13 protein-coding genes and 1 pseudogene are annotated in these 17,449 nt (G+C 45.2%); 4 read left to right on the forward strand and 10 right to left on the reverse strand.

Annotation, left to right across the window (positions count from 1 at the left end; all coding sequences use genetic code 11):
* Positions 1–26: 26 nt before the first annotated feature.
* Positions 27–1,463, reverse strand: coding sequence for a DEAD/DEAH box helicase (locus tag AC3A14_RS01310; protein WP_318732751.1), 1,437 nt, complete (start codon positions 1,461–1,463; stop codon positions 27–29).
* 94 nt (positions 1,464–1,557) lie between these two features.
* Positions 1,558–2,880, reverse strand: a complete 1,323-nt coding sequence (gene rimO / locus AC3A14_RS01315) for a 30S ribosomal protein S12 methylthiotransferase RimO (protein WP_318732752.1) — start codon at positions 2,878–2,880, stop codon at positions 1,558–1,560.
* Positions 2,881–3,286: 406 nt separating this feature from the next.
* Here rimO and AC3A14_RS01320 point away from each other — a divergent pair, with 406 nt between their 5' ends.
* The 3 genes from AC3A14_RS01320 to AC3A14_RS01330 are packed head-to-tail and all read left to right on the forward strand — an operon-like array spanning position 3,287 to position 6,201.
* Positions 3,287–3,970: a Crp/Fnr family transcriptional regulator gene (locus AC3A14_RS01320; protein WP_271939844.1), complete on the forward strand. Its 684-nt coding sequence runs from the start codon at positions 3,287–3,289 to the stop codon at positions 3,968–3,970.
* A gap of 41 nt (positions 3,971–4,011) precedes the next feature.
* On the forward strand, positions 4,012–5,808 hold the full coding sequence (locus AC3A14_RS01325; protein ID WP_318732753.1) for a M61 family metallopeptidase: 1,797 nt from the start codon (positions 4,012–4,014) through the stop codon (positions 5,806–5,808).
* A gap of 36 nt (positions 5,809–5,844) precedes the next feature.
* The gene (locus tag AC3A14_RS01330) at positions 5,845–6,201 is read left to right on the forward strand and encodes a hypothetical protein (protein WP_318732754.1); all 357 of its coding nucleotides are present in this window, start codon (positions 5,845–5,847) and stop codon (positions 6,199–6,201) included.
* A gap of 9 nt (positions 6,202–6,210) precedes the next feature.
* On the opposite strand, the gene AC3A14_RS01335 is transcribed toward AC3A14_RS01330, so the two are convergent.
* The 5 genes from AC3A14_RS01335 to AC3A14_RS01355 all read right to left on the reverse strand — a co-directional run bounded on the left by AC3A14_RS01335 (position 6,211) and on the right by AC3A14_RS01355 (position 13,792).
* Positions 6,211–6,819: a hypothetical protein gene (locus AC3A14_RS01335; protein WP_318732755.1), complete on the reverse strand. Its 609-nt coding sequence runs from the start codon at positions 6,817–6,819 to the stop codon at positions 6,211–6,213.
* 23 nt (positions 6,820–6,842) lie between these two features.
* On the reverse strand, positions 6,843–7,931 hold the full coding sequence (locus tag AC3A14_RS01340) for a PDDEXK family nuclease (protein ID WP_318732756.1): 1,089 nt from the start codon (positions 7,929–7,931) through the stop codon (positions 6,843–6,845).
* 69 nt (positions 7,932–8,000) lie between these two features.
* Positions 8,001–10,559: a leucine--tRNA ligase gene (gene leuS, locus AC3A14_RS01345; protein WP_318732757.1), complete on the reverse strand. Its 2,559-nt coding sequence runs from the start codon at positions 10,557–10,559 to the stop codon at positions 8,001–8,003.
* Positions 10,560–10,663: 104 nt separating this feature from the next.
* On the reverse strand, positions 10,664–11,959 hold the full coding sequence (locus AC3A14_RS01350; protein ID WP_318732758.1) for a glutathionylspermidine synthase family protein: 1,296 nt from the start codon (positions 11,957–11,959) through the stop codon (positions 10,664–10,666).
* Positions 11,960–12,511: 552 nt separating this feature from the next.
* Positions 12,512–13,792 (reverse strand): glycosyltransferase family protein, encoded by a 1,281-nt coding sequence (locus AC3A14_RS01355; RefSeq protein WP_318732759.1) that lies wholly within the window; start codon positions 13,790–13,792, stop codon positions 12,512–12,514.
* On the opposite strand from AC3A14_RS01355, the gene AC3A14_RS01360 reads away from it, so the two are divergent.
* On the forward strand, positions 13,785–14,270 hold the full coding sequence (locus AC3A14_RS01360; protein WP_318732760.1) for an ankyrin repeat domain-containing protein: 486 nt from the start codon (positions 13,785–13,787) through the stop codon (positions 14,268–14,270). The two genes, AC3A14_RS01355 and AC3A14_RS01360, sit on opposite strands and share 8 nt — an antisense overlap.
* A gap of 65 nt (positions 14,271–14,335) precedes the next feature.
* On the opposite strand, the gene AC3A14_RS01365 is transcribed toward AC3A14_RS01360, so the two are convergent.
* The 3 genes and pseudogenes from AC3A14_RS01365 to AC3A14_RS01375 form a co-directional block, all read right to left on the reverse strand.
* Positions 14,336–15,124: a hypothetical protein gene (locus AC3A14_RS01365; protein WP_318699701.1), complete on the reverse strand. Its 789-nt coding sequence runs from the start codon at positions 15,122–15,124 to the stop codon at positions 14,336–14,338.
* A gap of 20 nt (positions 15,125–15,144) precedes the next feature.
* On the reverse strand, positions 15,145–15,891 hold the full coding sequence (locus AC3A14_RS01370) for a hypothetical protein (protein ID WP_271939803.1): 747 nt from the start codon (positions 15,889–15,891) through the stop codon (positions 15,145–15,147).
* A 106-nt stretch (positions 15,892–15,997) separates the two neighbouring features.
* Positions 15,998–17,449: pseudogene (locus AC3A14_RS01375) on the reverse strand (hypothetical protein); the annotation flags it as partial.

The raw sequence follows: 17,449 nt of genomic DNA on the forward strand, positions 1-17,449 counted from the left end.
TGTACTGTGACTATCGAACTGCTGGTTTAGGATTGTTCACTGGCTCCAACCCGGTCTTCGCGCTTATCACGCAGGGAAGATGCATTCCGATTCCGTTTAGCCAGCTTCGGCTTAGGAGTGCTGTATTTAACATCATCTTCCGTGGCATCATAGTCGGTTTGTGCCCAAGCGGGACGAGTGGTATCATAAGCCATTTGCAGAGCAGCAGCGGCGATCGCATGGGGTTCATAGCCCTCTTCACTCAACCTGGCCACTAAAGGCAAGAACGAAGCCATTCTCTCCCCAGTTACGGCATCACTGACTTGATCTTGCAGACGGTCAATATGACGAGCCTCAATTTGAGCGCGAGTTGGAATCCGATTCACCGTTAACCGTTGACGAATATACCGTTCAATCTGAGTCAGTTTACGGCGCTCAAAGGATTGTACCAAGCAAATCGCCGTACCATCCTTACCTGCGCGTCCCGTCCGCCCAATCCGGTGGACATAATTTTCCAGGTTATCCGGTAAATCGTAGTTAATCACATGGGACAAGTCGTCCACATGCAAGCCTCGCGCTGCAATATCAGTTGCCACTACCCAACGCACCTGGCGATGGCGGAAGCGAGTCATTAAGCGCTCCCGTTGGGATTGGCTCAAATCCCCATGATACTCATCCACACTATAGCCAGCCGATTGCAGTTGACTGGTCAACTCAGCCGCTTGGCGACGAGTACGCACAAAAATAATCGCTGAATCCGGGCTTTCCATTTCCAGAATCGGTTGCAGTGCCCGTTGTTTTGTCCATCCGCGCGGAATCATATAAGCAATTTGCTCAATATGAACCGGAGCAGCTTTGGGTTGTTCAACGGTTACCGTAATCGGCGATTTTAGGAACCGTTGCACTAAACTACGAATAGACGGGGGCATGGTAGCGGAGAAACAGGCCGTTTGTCTCTCTGTGGGCACTTGGGAGAGGATTTTCTCTACATCTTGAATAAAGCCCATATTCAACATTTCATCGGCTTCATCCAAAACCACCCAAGAGAGGTCTTGGAGGGTTAACTCCTTACGCTCAAGCAGATCGATCACCCGTCCTGGGGTTCCCACTACAATATGCACTCCACTTCTGAGCCGTTGGATCTGGCGCTCAATGGACTGCCCACCATAAATAGCGGTCACCCGAATCCGTTTATCTCCGGTTAGATCGCGAATGGCTTTGCGGACTTGTTCAGCTAATTCCCGCGTTGGGGTCAGAATTAAAGCTTGGGGGTTGCGCTGTTCAAGATTGAGCCGCTCTAAAATCGGCAGAGCAAAGGTCGCGGTTTTACCCGTTCCCGTTTGCGCTTGGCCAACCACATCTTGATTCTGAAGCAAATGGGGAATGGCTTTGGTTTGAATTTCTGTGGGTTCAACAAACCCAATGCTTTCTAAATATTGGGCACGATTTTCAGAAATTCCGAGTTCTTGAAATGAAACAGTCATTAATACTCCTTAATATGAGTGGAAATTTTAAGTCCGATGTCAGCGTAATTTACACAGCAATGGGACAGTTCTCGATCGCAGTTGAGGTATGGCTCTAAACTCGATCGCCATAGAGGTCATAAGCATCCGCATCTGTAATCTTGACGGAAATCAGTTTTCCTAGGGGTTCCGAATTTCCTTGGGATCTGATGTACACAACACCATCGACTTCTGGAGCAAATCGGGCACAGCGACCGATTAAATCTTGGGTGTCTGGGAAGCTTCCTTCAACCAGCACATCGACGGTTTTACCGATTTCAGCCTGATTTCGGCTCAGGGAAATGGGTTGTTGTCGCTCCATTAGGTGATTGCGGCGCTCTTCTTTGACCGGTTCCGGAACCGGGTTGTCAAAGCCAGAAGCGGGGGCTTCTTCTTCGGGAGAAAAGGCAAATACGCCTACATGATCGAATTGATGACGATCTACAAAGTCACACAAGTGATCGAAGTGGGTTTGGGTTTCACCCGGAAAACCAACAATAAAGGTGGTTCGGAAGACTCCATTAGGGATCGCTTGTTTCAGGTTTTCGATAATTTGGTTGTTGACCTGACCTTGCCAAGGGCGATTCATAGCCCGAAGAATATCTGGATGGGAGTGTTGCAGAGGTAAATCGAGATAAGGCAGAATATTGGGGGTTTCTTGGATAGCGGCAATTACTTCTGGGCTAAAGCCAGTCGGATAGGTATAGTGCATCCGAATCCAAGGAACATTGACCTGTCCAAGTGCCCTCAGCAGTTGAGCCAGTTGGGGTTTCCCGTAAAGGTCGGCTCCATAGTTGGTGGTAATTTGGGAAATCAAGATCAGTTCTTGAACCCCTTCATCTGCTAATTTTTGGGCTTCAGCAACGATGGATTCGATGGGGCGCGATCGCTGCTTTCCACGCAGGTGGGGAATGATGCAAAACGCGCATTTATAATCACATCCTTCGGCAATTCTCAGATAGGCTACCCCCTCGGTGGTTGTCCGATAGCGAGGGGTTTGGTCATCGGCGATGTAGGTTGGATTGGAGGAAACTGCGAGCGGGCGATCGCCTCCTTGCACCTGTTCCATCACCTCCACAATTTTCTGATAGTCCCCTGTTCCGACGACTGCTACCGCTTCCGGTAGGGCATCGAGGAGATCTTCTTGATAGTGTTGGGCCATACAGCCCGTAATCACAATTTTTTTATCAGCCTCTGCTAGTTCGACGAGGGTTTGAACCGATTCTTGTCGAGACTCTTGGATAAAACTACAGGTGTTAACAATGACATAATCGGCTAACTCTTCGTTTGAATCAACGCCGTAGCCTGCTTGAACGAGCAAACCGAGCATATGTTCGGTGTCAATTCGGTTTTTTTCACAGCCCAAGTGGGCGATCGCAATCGTTGGCTTATTGCCCATGGAGTTTTTCAATCAGTGGATCGCTTCGGTTTAGACTAAGCTGACAAAGCTAAAAACGCTTTGCTGTTGTCTCTAACCCGTTGGAAATGCACCGCTTCTGTGCCGCTCGATCCACTCAATGAGTTGTCCTCGGCCCTTGACGGCGACTTTAAGGATTATCCTAGCGCAAATTTGAAGTTTTGCAACATTCCTACACATTTTTAGATAATTTGGGCGACCCCTCATACTTGATCCCATCGCCTCGTGCTGCCCACCAACCGATAGAATTAATTAGGATAGAACGACTGCTATTCAGATTGTCTCTAGCCCAATTTAGCCAATCGGCAGTCAACTCCATCCTGTCCTTCCCCACCCCTGGGTCTACCTCTAACCCCTTCTGTTAAGCTTAACGCCAACACCTTTCATGTTGACTACTGAAGAATTTAGTGAACGATTTCCCCTATTCAATACCGCCAACCCGGAGACCCTCGATCGCCTATTGTCTATTGCCCAAGAGCATGAATATCCTGCCCAACGAGCGGTGTTAATGGAAGATGCTTGGGGAAATGCGGTGTTTTTTATTGTATCGGGTTGGGTCAAAGTCCGCCGTCTGTCCGATAAAAATGATATGACGATCGCCGTTCTCGGCCCGGGTAACTTTTTTGGAGAAATGGCGATTTTAGATGAATCTCCCCGCTCCACCGATGTCATTGCCCTTTGTCCGGTTACCTTGATGAGCGTATCAGCCCAGCGATTTATTCAAGCTCTGTTTAATGATTCCCAGCTCCATCATCGCATGTTGCAGTTGATGGTTCGCCGTCTGCGGCAAAATAATGTTCGCTTCCAACTGCGAAACCAACCGCCTGCCGTTAAACTGGCCAATACTCTCATTCGGTTAGCCGAAGAGTATGGACTCGACACTCAACGAGGAGTAGTCATTTTTAATGTTGCCTTTCAAGATTTAGCGGATGTCTCGGATATCGGCTTACAAGAAACTCAGAAAATCATGGAAAAGTTGCAAGAAAAAAAATGGATTGCGATCCATACTGAAGAAAACCGATTGTGTTTAATTAACAAAAAGCAACTCAAACATTTAGCCGGAATGGGTTAACTCAATTTCCTGATGTCTATTTTTATCTGTTCTTAACGACTATGACTCAAACCTCTATCCCTCAACCGAGCTGCTCTGATGAGCATCAAGTGGCGATCGCCTATCAAGTGGCTATGCCCCAGCCGAGCAACCACCTCTATGAAGTTACCCTCAGTATTTCCGGCTGGCAAGCCGATCGCCTTGACCTCCTATTTCCGGTTTGGAGTCCCGGTTCATACTTAGTTCGAGAATATGCTAAGAATTTACAAGAATTTCAAGTTCATGACTTAGAACAAAGTTCTTTAGTTTATCACAAAAAGAGTAAAAACCATTGGCAAATTAAGACAGAAAACACTTCAGATATTTTCGTCTTTTATCGCATCTATGCCAATGAACTCACCGTTCGCACCAGCCATTTAGATAGCTCCCATGCCTATTTTAATGGCACTTGCCTGTTTTTCCAGGTGCTTGGCATGGAACAACAACCCATTCAGGTAAAAATCCTCGTTCCGGATACGACTTGGAAGATTAGCACTGCCCTCCCGAAAGTTGGACGAGAGAGTGCTATTTTTCAAGCCAACAACTTCGATCACCTCCTCGATAGCCCCTTTGAAATTGGAACCCATGCCATCTATTATTTCCAAACCCTAAACAAAACCCATGAATTAGCCGTTTGGGGCCAAGGCAATCTTCCCGCAGAAAGTGCCATTAATGATATTGAAAAAATTATTGAAGTTGAATCCGAACTCTTTGGCGGACTCCCCTACGATCGCTATCTTTTTATTCTCCACTTGGCTCGCAGTCGAGGCGGACTTGAACACAAAGATTCTTGCTCTTTGATTTTTGACCGCTTTAGTTTTCGCGAACGGGAAAAATATGCCTCATTCATGCAACTGATCGCCCATGAATTTTTTCACCTCTGGAATGTCAAACGTTTGCGCCCCAGTGGACTAGAAACCTATGACTATACCCAAGAGAATTATACCTCATCTTTGTGGTTTTGTGAAGGAGCAACCTCCTATTATGATCTGGTAATTCCCTTGCGAGCAGGCATTTATGACGCTCGACATTTTTTGAACGAATTGAGCAAGGAAATCACCCGCTATCAAAATACCCCAGGTCGTTGGATTCAACCCCTACATGAATCGAGTTTTGACGCTTGGATTAAGCTCTATCGCTCCGATGCCAATAGCCGTAATAATCAAATGTCGTATTACCTCAAAGGCGAGTTGGTGTCCTTAATTCTCGATTTAATGATTCGCGCTCATCATCAAAACCGGCGATCGCTCGATGATGTGATGGTACAAATGTGGGAAAATTTCGGCAAAACGGAAACCGGTTATACCCCAAAGCAACTACACTCCACCATTGAATCCGTTGCCCATATGTCCTTAGAAGACTTCTTCTATAAAGCCCTCGATACCACCGAAGATCTAGCGTTTAACACCTATCTCAAACCCTTTGGTTTACAACTCAAAGCTGAAATTAAATCACCGGATATTCCCCACCTCGGAATCACGGTTAGAGCAGAACAGGGACGGAATCGGGTTAAATATGTCGAAAGCCATTCTCCTGCCTATAATATCGGCATTGATGCAGGAGATGAACTGTTAGCCTTAGACGGGTTGCGCGTCAGTGCAGATGACTTGAGCGATCGCTTAAAAGATTATAATCCTGGAGATTTGATTACTCTAACTCTCTTCCATGGAGATCAACTCAAAACCGTAACCATTACCTTAGCTGAACCTAAGCCTACGTCTTATTATCTCACTCCCTTACCTAACCCTTCATCCCTACAACTGAAAAACTTTCAGGGATGGTTAGGAGTGCCTTTGAAAACTGTCTTTAGCAACGGGTAGAATAGAAACAAGCCTAAAACAAAAAGGAGCAAAAAAATGGCAGTTGTGCGATGGACTGATGAAATGCTCGACGAACTCTCTTCGAGTGTGAGCGAAATGCGCGAAAGTATCGGTGAGCTACGGGAAAGCATTAGCGAGGTCAAAGATAGTGTAGAGGGCTTGAGAATTACCTCACAGGCACTCTTACAAGTTGCGGCTCAACATCAACGCCATATGGAACAGATGGAAGAACGTCAAGCTGAAAGGGAAGAACGTCAAGCTAAAATGGAACAGCGTCAAGCGGAAATGGAAAAACAGCAAGCAGAAATGAAACAACGTCAAGCGGAAAATGACGAGCGTTTTAATATTCTCCTTGAAGAAGTCCGTTACTTGATTCGACGCAATGACAATTAAGTGTTTTGCTTACGGGTTAACTTGTAATTGACATTGCTCAAAAACGTAATTAACGGCGTTGAATAATCGTTCTAAATCGTAAATAGTGTAAGATTTGAGGTTCTTGGTGAATGCGCGATCGCTCAATTTCCCAAACTCCCACACTTTGCCATTGGAGACTATCCCAAAAATCGTTTGCTCTTGAATTCCATTAATTTTTTGGCAAGCCACCATTTCCGCGCCACATTGTCCCCAACCGGCAGTAAAATCATCTTTCTTGGCTTCTATGGCAACAAAAAAAGGTTGCTCAAAAACAATCTTGCCCAGAGGAGATTTATGTGCTAAGATGTAATCTGGTACTCCTGATAAATCTTCATCATAACTTAGGCTTTGATGACTCCACAGTAACCAGTTTTGTTTATAAGAAAACCAAACTTCAGTTAAAATTGGTGCAATTAAATTTTCGCAAATCGCAGCTTCTGAATTATCAACAATACCTTCTGTCAAAAGTGCTTCAAACCGTTGCTTGAAGTAATCGTTTAAGGTGAATTCAGAAGGTAAAATAAAATTGGTTTCTTGGTAATTTAACTCAAAAGCTTGAATAACCATTGCCAGGTTTTTATAACCAGTAAAAGGCATTGTATTTTCTCCTCTCAATTTTCCTATCGCACTGACCAATCCTCTAACGCCATTTGAATTACGCTATCAACTGACTTGAAGTCATCATGAGTCAGGGGTTTAAGCTTCTGACGAGATTTCATCTCTTTGTGGTAATTGATATAGTAATCTTCAAATGTGTCATAGATTTGATCTTTGTTAAATGGGTATCTTAATTTGATATTGCATGAATTACTCATTGATACATTAACGTCAGTTATCTTGTTAACATGATAAAAGTCATCTGTCCAGATGCCAACGCCACCAATTATTTTACCTCTTTTAAATATTCCACTTCTCATATTACGCAGTGTGGGAATAATCCACAAAGTAGGCAAGCGAACCCCTAGAAATAATCTTGGTTTTTCATGATTTGGGCCAAAATAATAACTAAAACGGGCACAGGTTTTATTGTGCATCATTTTTCCTTCCTTGTTAAACTTACCAAATTCCAGATATTTTATGTGAGAGTAGTGATCTACTTCAGTCGCAAACTGAATGGTTGGATGATAATCCAGAATCTTCTGAATGATTTCCAGGATTCTATCCTTAATCTCTGGCTGTGTCAGTAAATAAGCTTGAAAAAAGGGCGGCAAAGAATCAAATAGGGAGTCTTCAACCACTTCAATGTCTTGTTTGCGATAGACTTTTCCCTCCAAATCTCGCAAAATCAAACAATAACGGTTATCTTTCGTGCGATCGATTTCATATTGTAACAGTAAGCTATTCGGCAGATGACGAGCCGCATAGTCTTTGGCGGGAGCCGAAAAATCAGCAGCAATTGAAATTAAAGAAAACTCTTGTTTCCAGTCCACTGGTGCAAATTGTTTACCGTCGGGAGGATGGCGCATTAATGCTTTTTTATAGCGCAGTAACTGATCGAGACTGGCTTTGCCACCGCTATTTTTCAGTTCGATAATCGCTAACCGGTTTTGTGGGTCAACGGCTAAAATATCCGATCGATTTTTGTCATTAATGTAATATTGTTTAGCCACTGGATTTAAATCCAGGAGCTTAGATAAGTGCAGCCAGATAAACTCCTCAAGTAAAGCTTCAGATTTAAATAAGAATTTACCTTTATGAAATTTGATCATTTTTATCGGTAATTATAACTCAAAGGGTAGGTTGGGCTTCATCAACCCAACCTACTCTGAAAACTTCACTTAACCAGACACCACAAAGTTAACTAAATTGCGCTTAGGCACAACAATCACTTTCTTCACTTCCTTACCCTCAATATAGCGTTGGGCAACTTCGGAATCGCGGGCATATTGCTCTAAAAGTGCCCGATCTTCGGTAGCGGGGACTTCGATTGTGCCCCGTGTTTTACCCATAATTTGAATTACTAGGGTAATCTCATCGACGACTAAGGCGCTCTCATCTACAACCGGCCAAGATTGGCGGTGAATGGACTCTTGATAACCCAAACTTTGCCATAATTCTTCAGCGATATGGGGGGCAAAAGGTGCGAGTAGGAGCAATAAGGTTTGAATCCCTTCGGTATAAACGGGAGAAGATTTACAGGGGGCATCGTTGAGGGCGTTACTGAGTTTCATCATCTCGGAAACGGCGGTATTAAACTGATAATCCCCTTCTAAATCATCGGTGATTTCTTTAATGGCGGTGTGGATGGCGCGACGGAGGTCTTTTTCGGCTTTTGTGTTAGCAGCTTGTGCTTCAGAAGACGATTCTGCAAACTCCATCGCTAACCGCCAAACCCGATTGAGAAAGCGAAATTGTCCTTCAACATCGGCATCATCCCATTCGAGGTCTTTTTCTGGGGGTGCTTTGAAGAGAATAAACATCCGTGCGGTATCTGCACCGTATTTGCCCAAGACAGTTAAGGGAGCAATACCGTTGTATTTGGATTTGGACATTTTCTCATAGGAAGTAACTAGAGAATCACCGGTATTCGGATCGGTTGGTTGATTGGTATCCTCAATTTGCTCGAGTTGAACATACTTACCGGTATTGGGATTCTTGTAGGTTAGAGCTTGTACCATGCCTTGGGTGAGCAACCGTTGGAAGGGTTCGTCAAAATTAATTAAACCGCGATCGCGCAAAACCTTCGTCACAAATCGAGAATACAATAAGTGTAGAATCGCATGTTCAATCCCCCCCACATACTGATCCACCGGCATCCAATCATTGGTTTTCGCCGAATCAAACACCGCCTTGTCATTCTTCGCATCCGGATAGCGCAAGAAATACCAAGACGAATCAATAAACGTATCCATCGTATCCGTTTCCCGTTTCGCCGGAGTGCCGCAGGTGGGACAATCTACATTGACCCAATCTTCTAACTGTGCCAATGGAGACGCACCCTTACCCGAAAACGCTACATCCTCCGGTAACCGTACCGGGAGTTGCTCGTCGGGAACTGGAACTGCTCCACAATTGGGACAATGAACAACAGGAATGGGAACCCCCCAATACCGTTGCCGAGAAATCAACCAATCCCGCAAGCGATACTGCACCCGTGCCTTTCCATACCCTTGACTTTGGGCATAATCAATGATGGCTTGTTTGCCTTCCGTGGAGGGAGCGCCATTAAACATACCGGAATTCACCATATAACCCGGTTCCGTATAAGCTTCGCTCAAACGCTCCGGTGCTTCCCCTTGAGTCGGGGAAATTACTACCTTAATCGGTAACTGCTGCTGCGTCGCAAACTGGAAATCGCGCACATCATGGGCGGGAACCCCCATCACTGCACCGGTTCCATACTCGTACAACACATAATCGGCAATCCAAATGGGAATCTCTTCACCCGTAAACGGATTAATTGCCCGTCCTCCGGTGGGTATGCCCCGTTTTGGCTTATCTTCGGCTGTGCGGTCAATATCGCTTTCTCCCTCAAGGGATGCGATAAACTCACTCACCGCTTGCTGTCGCTCTGGAGTCGTCACTTGCGGGGTTAAGGGATGTTCTGGAGCTAACACCACATAGGTGACTCCATACACGGTATCGGGACGAGTCGTAAATACAGCCATTTTCTCATCGAGTCCCACAATGGGAAATTCGAGATACGCTCCCACGGATTTGCCAATCCAGTTGGCTTGCATGAGTTTCACGCGCTCCGGCCATCCGGTGAGCTTATCCAAGTCTTGCAAGAGTTCTTCGGCGTAGTCGGTAATTTTCAAGAACCATTGTTTCAAAAGTTTGCGCTCGACTTTGGCTCCAGAGCGCCAGGAATAACCCTCGCTGTCTACCTGTTCATTGGCGAGTACGGTTTGGTCTACGGGGTCCCAATTCACGGCTGCTTCTTTCTGGTAGGCTAAACCGGCTTGGAAGAATTGCAAGAAAATCCATTGCGTCCACCGGTAATAGTCGGGGGAACAGGTGGCGACTTCCTGATTCCAGTCGTAGGAGAGTCCTAAGCGCTGGAGTTCGGCCTTCATCTGGCCAATGTTCTCATACGTCCATTTTGCCGGATGAATGCCCCTGGCGATCGCCGCATTTTCTGCTGGCAAACCAAACGCATCCCATCCCATGGGGTGCAGCACCCGATAGCCGCGCATCTGATAGACCCTGGCAATCACATCCGTTATCGTGTAATTTCTAACGTGACCCATGTGCAGGTTTCCTGAAGGGTAGGGAAACATGGAAAGGGCGTAGAACTTGGGTTTCTCTGGGTCGGTTAGTGTGGTGTCTACTCCTTGTTCAGCCCAAGTTTGTTGCCATTTTTCCTCAATTTCGACTGGATTATAGCGAGATTCCACGAGTTAAACTCCTGCGGGGTCATTCATTCTACTTGACTATTTTGACACAATCTGGCAGGTGTCGGCGCGTTCTCTGGGATTTTTATGGCGATATGTCAGAATTCTCATCTGTTATTAAAACTCAATCCAATGGGACACCAGTAGGATAAATCATCGGTGATCGGCCCTTCCGAAACTCTGATACCCAATCCACCAGAAATTAACTGATCTTGCCCATTATTGTATAACCAAACGCCCCATAACACATTCATTGGTTCACCCATAATCTCAAGTTGGGGAAAACTTAAAAGTTCTTGATAGACATACTCTTGTTCCGTATACCAGGGATCATTATTATCACTTTCACTGATGACTTCTCCAGACTCAAACGCAAACGCTCCTTCTCCTTGTCTGCCTAAAATGGGTTTGCCAAAATAGGAATTGCCTATGGTCTTCGGTGTCAGGGAAGTTTTAGGAAAATAGTCAAATACCGTAGCCGCAATCTGTGGCTCAAAAAAGTCAATGCCTAAATCCTGAATTAGGGCAAATACGCTCTTGGGTTGGAGGGCAAAAGCAGAGGCAAAATTAACCAAGATGACTCGCTTTTGTAGTATCAGTTCTTCTAGGGCTGGCCATAATGGGCGATCGCCTTCATCGGTATCATAAATGGCCCATTCCATGGGATACCACATGAACAGAATATCAATCGGCTCTCCTGTCCTTTGGTAAAATAAATATTCTCCATCTTGGATGCGGAGATATTCTAGGGGAAAGACCAGACTTCTTCCTTGCACATGACGGCTTAACCATTTCATAGTCCCCATATCTTCGGGATTGTTTAAGGCTGTAAACGCAATTCGACAGTTCGATAAGGGTTTATTCAAATCAGCAGCAGCTCTTTTCAGGTGTTGACCGAGAGTAACGGTTAAGATCCGATCCGATTCACAATCCGGGTCTTCTAACCCAAATTCTGCTGCAACCTGTCGATTTCCTTGGGTGCACTCAAACCAAAAACTAGGGGTTTGGGCATTGGTTTCAATCACTTTTTTGATGCCTGTTTGTTCATTCCAGCACCAGTCCAATCGCATACAAAAGGGGGGTAAGGAGTCAGACTTGACTAATTTAATTGTTTCCTGGGGAAAGCCATAATAATGCAAGGCTTCTTCCTCCAACGTGCGAAGAACCGACCAAGTTTCCATCAGAACCCGACCTACGGCTTCTGAAGCCTGTTTAATCTCTTGCACCATATCTGGAGAAACGGAATAACAGTGATAGAGAGCATAGGGAACTTTTTGTTGGACTAGAGGTAAACCGGTTTCGCCATCAATGGGACAAATGTCATACCATTTCATTTGCATGGCGTGATTAAACAGTTGATCCCGTTGAGGACAGTTAAACGGATTAAGATTCTCAGAATTCATGGGTGTTTCTTCGATTTATTTACCACCGACGCACAACTGCCTGTTCTAGAAGGAATGGATCGCCAGTTAACCGTATCTGAAATTTTAAGTTGGTTAATTCTCTAAAATCTCCTCCTCATTCCCTATTCCTGTGCGATCGCGAAGATTGACCAGATTGCTTCATTATTAGGCTAACTCATTAGCTTAGGGGATTAGCGGCAAGGTTAACTACCTAGGGGTTGATTGGCGATCGCTAACAGCCCAGAAAAAAAAGTAGAACCTTGACAACTCAATCATCATGTAGGTGCGATCCTTTATCAAGTCCTACCCTCCTTGGCTATCTATAAAACAGTAGGAAACCATCCGTAAGCCAAGGGAGGAGAGGATGTCTCTAGAAGCAAATGCCTTGAGTAATGCCAAAGATACAGCGCTTTGCGCTGTTATGATGGACAGTAACAACAATGAGTAAACCAGTTTTTTAAAGGTTCAGGATTAATTAACTTTATAGCGTGAAAAATGGTTTTCCTATTACCTATTACCGCGCGAAGCGCTGTATTACCTATTGCCTCTTCCCTAGCGCTCTATATCCATTTCCTCAACAACCATCTGAGCCAACTGTGCAGCCGCTCCTGTCTCTCCGCGCACTCTTGCTAGGCGATCGCGCATTTCCTGTAATTGCTCGGGATGGTCTAAATACTCAATCACTTGCTGGGCTACTTCTTCGGCTTCTAAATGTCCTACCCATTCTGGAACAATCATCTCTTTTGCCCAAATATTGGGCCAAGCAAATAATTCCCCTCGCTGTTGTTTCCAGAACAGAATCACTTTATTGATTACCTTAGCAATACTCGAACCTACAGCCGGTAAATGGGCTAACATTCCCCAAATACCATCCCAACTCCGCATTGCGTCGAGCTGCTGGGTGGGCAATAATACAATCATTGGTAGGCACAAAGACCCCAATTCTGCCGTATTTGCCCCGACTGTCGTTATACAAAATTGACATTGGGTGAGCATTTCATACGCCGGAAAGGCAGTCCACAGATCGATTTCTAAACCACTTGGGGTTTTTAGGCGCGGTTGAGACCCGTTTTCAATTAACTCAGCTTTCCCTGTAGGCCAATATTGCAGAGTTCGATTGAATTGAGGATCGCCAAATAGGGCTAAAGTTTCGATATTGAGGGTTGGGGCAACGGGAATGATAAATTGGGTTTGAGGGCGCTGTTGATGGATCAACTGGGCGATCGCCAATGAGAACGGTAATCCCGGCCGCAATTTATCCGGTTTTGACCCCGGTAATACCGCAATCAACTCCCTATCAACCGGATTTTCAGATGTCGAAACCGACTGGGCTGAGTCTGCCATTAAATCCCCCACTACAGTGAATTTATGGGCTAAATTGGGTTGTACTTTGTCTAAAATTTGGCGATTCATCACCGCAAATCGGTCAATCCAAGGCTGCCATCTGGCTTCCCATTCTGCATATACCAGGGTTCGATAGCCCAACCGCTTGCCCAATATGAGAGTAAAAAATTGATCGCCTCCCAGAAACAGCACCAAACCGCGATCGCTCCATTGCCAATTTTGGGCCGTTTTCCCCCACAATAAAAAGAGGATAAAATCTTCTGGCCCCTGAACTCGATTTACCTCTGGCAAAGAGGCTGCCATCTCGGTTTCCGAACCACTGGCATGGGGACAAGGGGATAACACCACAGAGATGCGAACCCTTTTGTTGTTCGCTCCTAGAGCCTGGCGAATTTCTTTGACCACCGGACGCACCCAAGTGGTTAATTCTCCCGGCCCATTTGAGAGAATCAGAATATCGATCGTAGATTCAGACACAGATATGGACATAACCTCATTAATTGAAGCGATCCAAGCCGGCGATCGCGCTACAGTACAGACTTTAACTCAAACCTGGGATCAAACTGAATTCAATGACCAAGGAAGCGTTGCTTTAATTACTGCGGCTGAACAGGGAGATCCTGAGATTTTACACCTATTAATTGAGGCCAACCTCAATGTCAATCAAGGGGATGAGGATGGATGGACCCCGTTAATGGAAGCGAGTGCTGGGGGTTATGTAGAACTGGTAAAACAATTACTCACTGCTGGTGCTAATGCCAATACTCCAAGTAACGAGGGTATAACCCCTTTGATGGCTGCCGCTGCTAAAGGCCACACTGAAGTTGTGACTCTCTTGGTTGAACAAGGTGCTGATTTAAAAGCCAAGGATAAGAATAGTTGGACCGCTCTGATTTGGGCTTCGGCGGAGAAACAGAGTGACATGGTGAACTTACTGCAAACCTTGCGCTCTAAGGCTGGGGAGTAGAATTGGGTCATGAAAAGGTAAAACCTAGTTTTGCCTTTTACCTCTTGCCCATGCCCTAATTCCCACTAAACCCCAAATTGTCCCCAAATTTGTTGAGCAATGCGTTTGGTTAACGTCGGTTTCGAGGTAAATAGTTCTCGCAATGCCCAAGAACTTAACCGGGGAAGGGTACCGATCATCCGCCGAATTAACCACTCCCGGAAAAGGAAACCCAGCAATGTCCCAATGACTGCGGGTAAAACAACCCAAATCAGCACAGAGATCAGCAGTTGTTGGAGAACCCCAGGATCTTGAAGGACAACGAGCAGGTTTCTGATACTCAAGATAGCACTGGGAATCCAAATCGTGAGCATGGCGATCGCCCAGGCAATGCGATCGACCAATTGAGTGGTTCTCAGTTGCAAGAAACTCAACAGTTCATTGATCAACCAATTGTGACTTTGAACCACCCTCAAGCATTCTGGTCTATCCAATAATTCTCGGCCGACTTGGTTAATCAGATCTCCATCTGGAGATAAGACAGTTCGTAATAGAAACTTACCTTCTTTCGTGTTATTCCCAACATAAAAAGTCCTAAATGTCAAGGCCGATTGAATGGTTCCCTTAGATGTTGTATCAACAACTACCATCTCCCGAAGATCGACCAAGAGGCGAGCCAATTGACGAGGGGGGATGATTAGGCGATCGCCCCCCAACTTCACCCCCTCAATGTGTTGGAGCATCAACGGATTCAGATAAAACACAAACTCCCCATCTTCGGCTCGAATACAAGGCGCAATCAAGCTTCCTGGAGTTTGCGGCGGGTTTACCAGCGATCGAACCCGCTCTACCGTATTTCGGATAAACTTAAACACACTCTCCTTTGGAGTTTCATCTACCGATTAGGATTAACAAACGTGGCAGCCGGTAATCTAAACCGTCCATCCGTACTTTTTTCCAGAATATTTTGCACAATCTCGACCATAAACTCCAGCAAACCCCGCCATTGCCGTTCCCCAGAATTTACCCCTTCATTATGGATTTGGATCAACAATTCCTTCTGATCAAAATCGAGTAACTTCTCATGGTATCGATTAATAATATCCCCATCAAGTTGCATGACCGTTTGCGCATAGATAATATCCGTTGATTCAGACTTGAGATCTTGACTATCTAAAGCTGACTTCAGTTCTTGCAGTTTGCGCAAACCTCGCAAAAAACGACCATTCGAGAGCAAATTCTGTAGTTTGTCTTCATCACTCGGATCGTCTGGGTTCGGCAGTCGCTCTTGAGGATCGAATAAATCATTCGTCGGATTACTGAGGACTTGTCGATACTCCATCAGCAATTTGCGACGCAATCCATGATAGCGATGGTAAAGTGCTGGAGGAATTTGACGCTGATAAAAATACTGTTCATCCCCTTCATTCTCTGGAATGTCATAGATATAACGATAGGCTTCCTGGGGCACAAATTTGCTCCCCGTAATTTGTGACACTATCATCGTATTGACTTCTAGGGCAGTCATATCGGTGAGAACTTCACCTAACCCGACAACAAAATCGCTAAACCGGCGTTGAAGACTAGACACTTGTCCCAACTGCCCATTCTGGGTAGGTGTTATTTCTGTTGAATCAGGCATGACAATTGTACTCCTATTGAATAAAGTTGTTGATTAACTCGGTTGGGTTTGATTTGAGCAGTAAAGAGAATCTTTAGTCTAAGATTTTTTTTCCTCAAAAGGATCTTCACTCATCGGCAAAAGGATCGTCTCCCAAAGCATCAAAGAGTTCTGACTCTTCTTGTTGAGTTGATCCCTCTGATAAGTCTAGAGACTCAGCAAAAGGATCGGCAGCATCATCGTCCTCAGCAAACAAATCAGCTAAGGGATCAACCTCATCCTCCTCCAGCATCAGTTCTTCTGTGATAGCTGGAGGAGTAATCTCCTCTTCCTTCTCCCAGTCTTCAGATAAAAGCTCCTCTAATCCATCAGACTGATCCAAGATCGAATCTTGAACTGACTCACCAAAGGAATCTAACTCCTCTTGGGCAAATTCGTCAATCATTCCTTCTAACTCTGGTTCCACCACTGTCGGTGCCGTATGACTCACTGGCGAATCCTCCCACAGATCGCCCATATCTGCTCCAATTTCCTCTATTGCCTTCGCATCGCTCAGAACTTGAGCGCTCGCCCGATCTTCAGCGATCGCATTACTCCGATCGCCTAGGGGAAAATCTAGCTCCTCTGTATCTCCAAACACATCTAACAAATCAGCATCTGTCTCTTCTGCTTCACCATACTCCTCAATCACCTCTGAAGAAAAGTCGGGGAGATCTAAAGGAATTTGTACTTCTTCTTCCTCTGGCTCAAACACATCTAGTAATGCTTCTGTTTCTACAGAACTTTCTTCAGGAGAACTCATATCATTCCAAATCGTCTCCGACATCGTATCCATTTCAAACGCACTTAAAATTTCTGCTTCTTCTTCCTCTGATGCTTCGGGAATTCCCAAAGGCTGTTGATCCGCACTCGCAAACGGATCTCCCTCTGCTTCCTCTATTTTTTCCCATAAAGATTCTTGGGATTCATCTAATAGCAACTCTTCTTCTGAACTCGAAAATGGATCGTCATCTACTCCTAAATCCTCTTCCAAAGATTCAGCCAATTGAGCTGGAGCAGTTTCTGTTTCTTCTTGCCATAAATCTTCAGTTGATAAATCCTCTTCAGAACTCGTGAACGTAGCGGACTCAGATTCCTCAATTTCTTCCCACAATTCCTCTGTTTCTGCCATAGGAAATGGATCGTCTTCGATTTCCACCAATTCTTCTTCTAAAGATTCCTCCAATGGCGGAGTCTCTGCAATTTCTTCTTCCCACAACTCCTCTTCTGAACTCGCGAATGGATCGTCTTCCACTTCCACCCGTTCTTCCGCTTCCAAAGATTCCTCTAATACGGGAGGCTCTAAAGTTTCTTCTGTCTCCCACAGTTCTTCTGTCTCTGAACTAGCAAACGGATCGTCTTCCATTTCCACCAATTCTTCCGTTTCTAAAGATTCTTCTAATGCGGGAGGCTCTAAAGTTTCTTCTGTCTCCCACAATTCTTCTGTCTCTGAACTAGCAAACGGATCGTCTTCCATTTCCACCAATTCTTCCGTTTCTAAAGATTCTTCTAATGCGGGAGGCTCTAAAGTTTCTTCTGT

The sequence above is a fragment of the Roseofilum sp. genome (genome assembly GCF_982964205.1).

Bases quoted from the DNA above. Each gene is read 5' to 3' on its own strand.
- AC3A14_RS01310 (WP_318732751.1), bottom strand. From the start codon at position 1,463: ATGACTGTTTCATTTCAAGAACTCGGAATTTCTGAAAATCGTGCCCAA.
- rimO (WP_318732752.1), bottom strand. From the start codon at position 2,880: ATGGGCAATAAGCCAACGATTGCGATCGCCCACTTGGGCTGTGAAAAA.
- AC3A14_RS01325 (WP_318732753.1), top strand. From the start codon at position 4,012: ATGACTCAAACCTCTATCCCTCAACCGAGCTGCTCTGATGAGCATCAA.
- AC3A14_RS01330 (WP_318732754.1), top strand. From the start codon at position 5,845: ATGGCAGTTGTGCGATGGACTGATGAAATGCTCGACGAACTCTCTTCG.
- AC3A14_RS01335 (WP_318732755.1), bottom strand. From the start codon at position 6,819: ATGCCTTTTACTGGTTATAAAAACCTGGCAATGGTTATTCAAGCTTTT.
- AC3A14_RS01340 (WP_318732756.1), bottom strand. From the start codon at position 7,931: ATGATCAAATTTCATAAAGGTAAATTCTTATTTAAATCTGAAGCTTTA.
- AC3A14_RS01350 (WP_318732758.1), bottom strand. From the start codon at position 11,959: ATGAATTCTGAGAATCTTAATCCGTTTAACTGTCCTCAACGGGATCAA.
- AC3A14_RS01360 (WP_318732760.1), top strand. From the start codon at position 13,785: ATGGACATAACCTCATTAATTGAAGCGATCCAAGCCGGCGATCGCGCT.
- AC3A14_RS01355 (WP_318732759.1), bottom strand. From the start codon at position 13,792: ATGTCCATATCTGTGTCTGAATCTACGATCGATATTCTGATTCTCTCA.
- AC3A14_RS01370 (WP_271939803.1), bottom strand. From the start codon at position 15,891: ATGCCTGATTCAACAGAAATAACACCTACCCAGAATGGGCAGTTGGGA.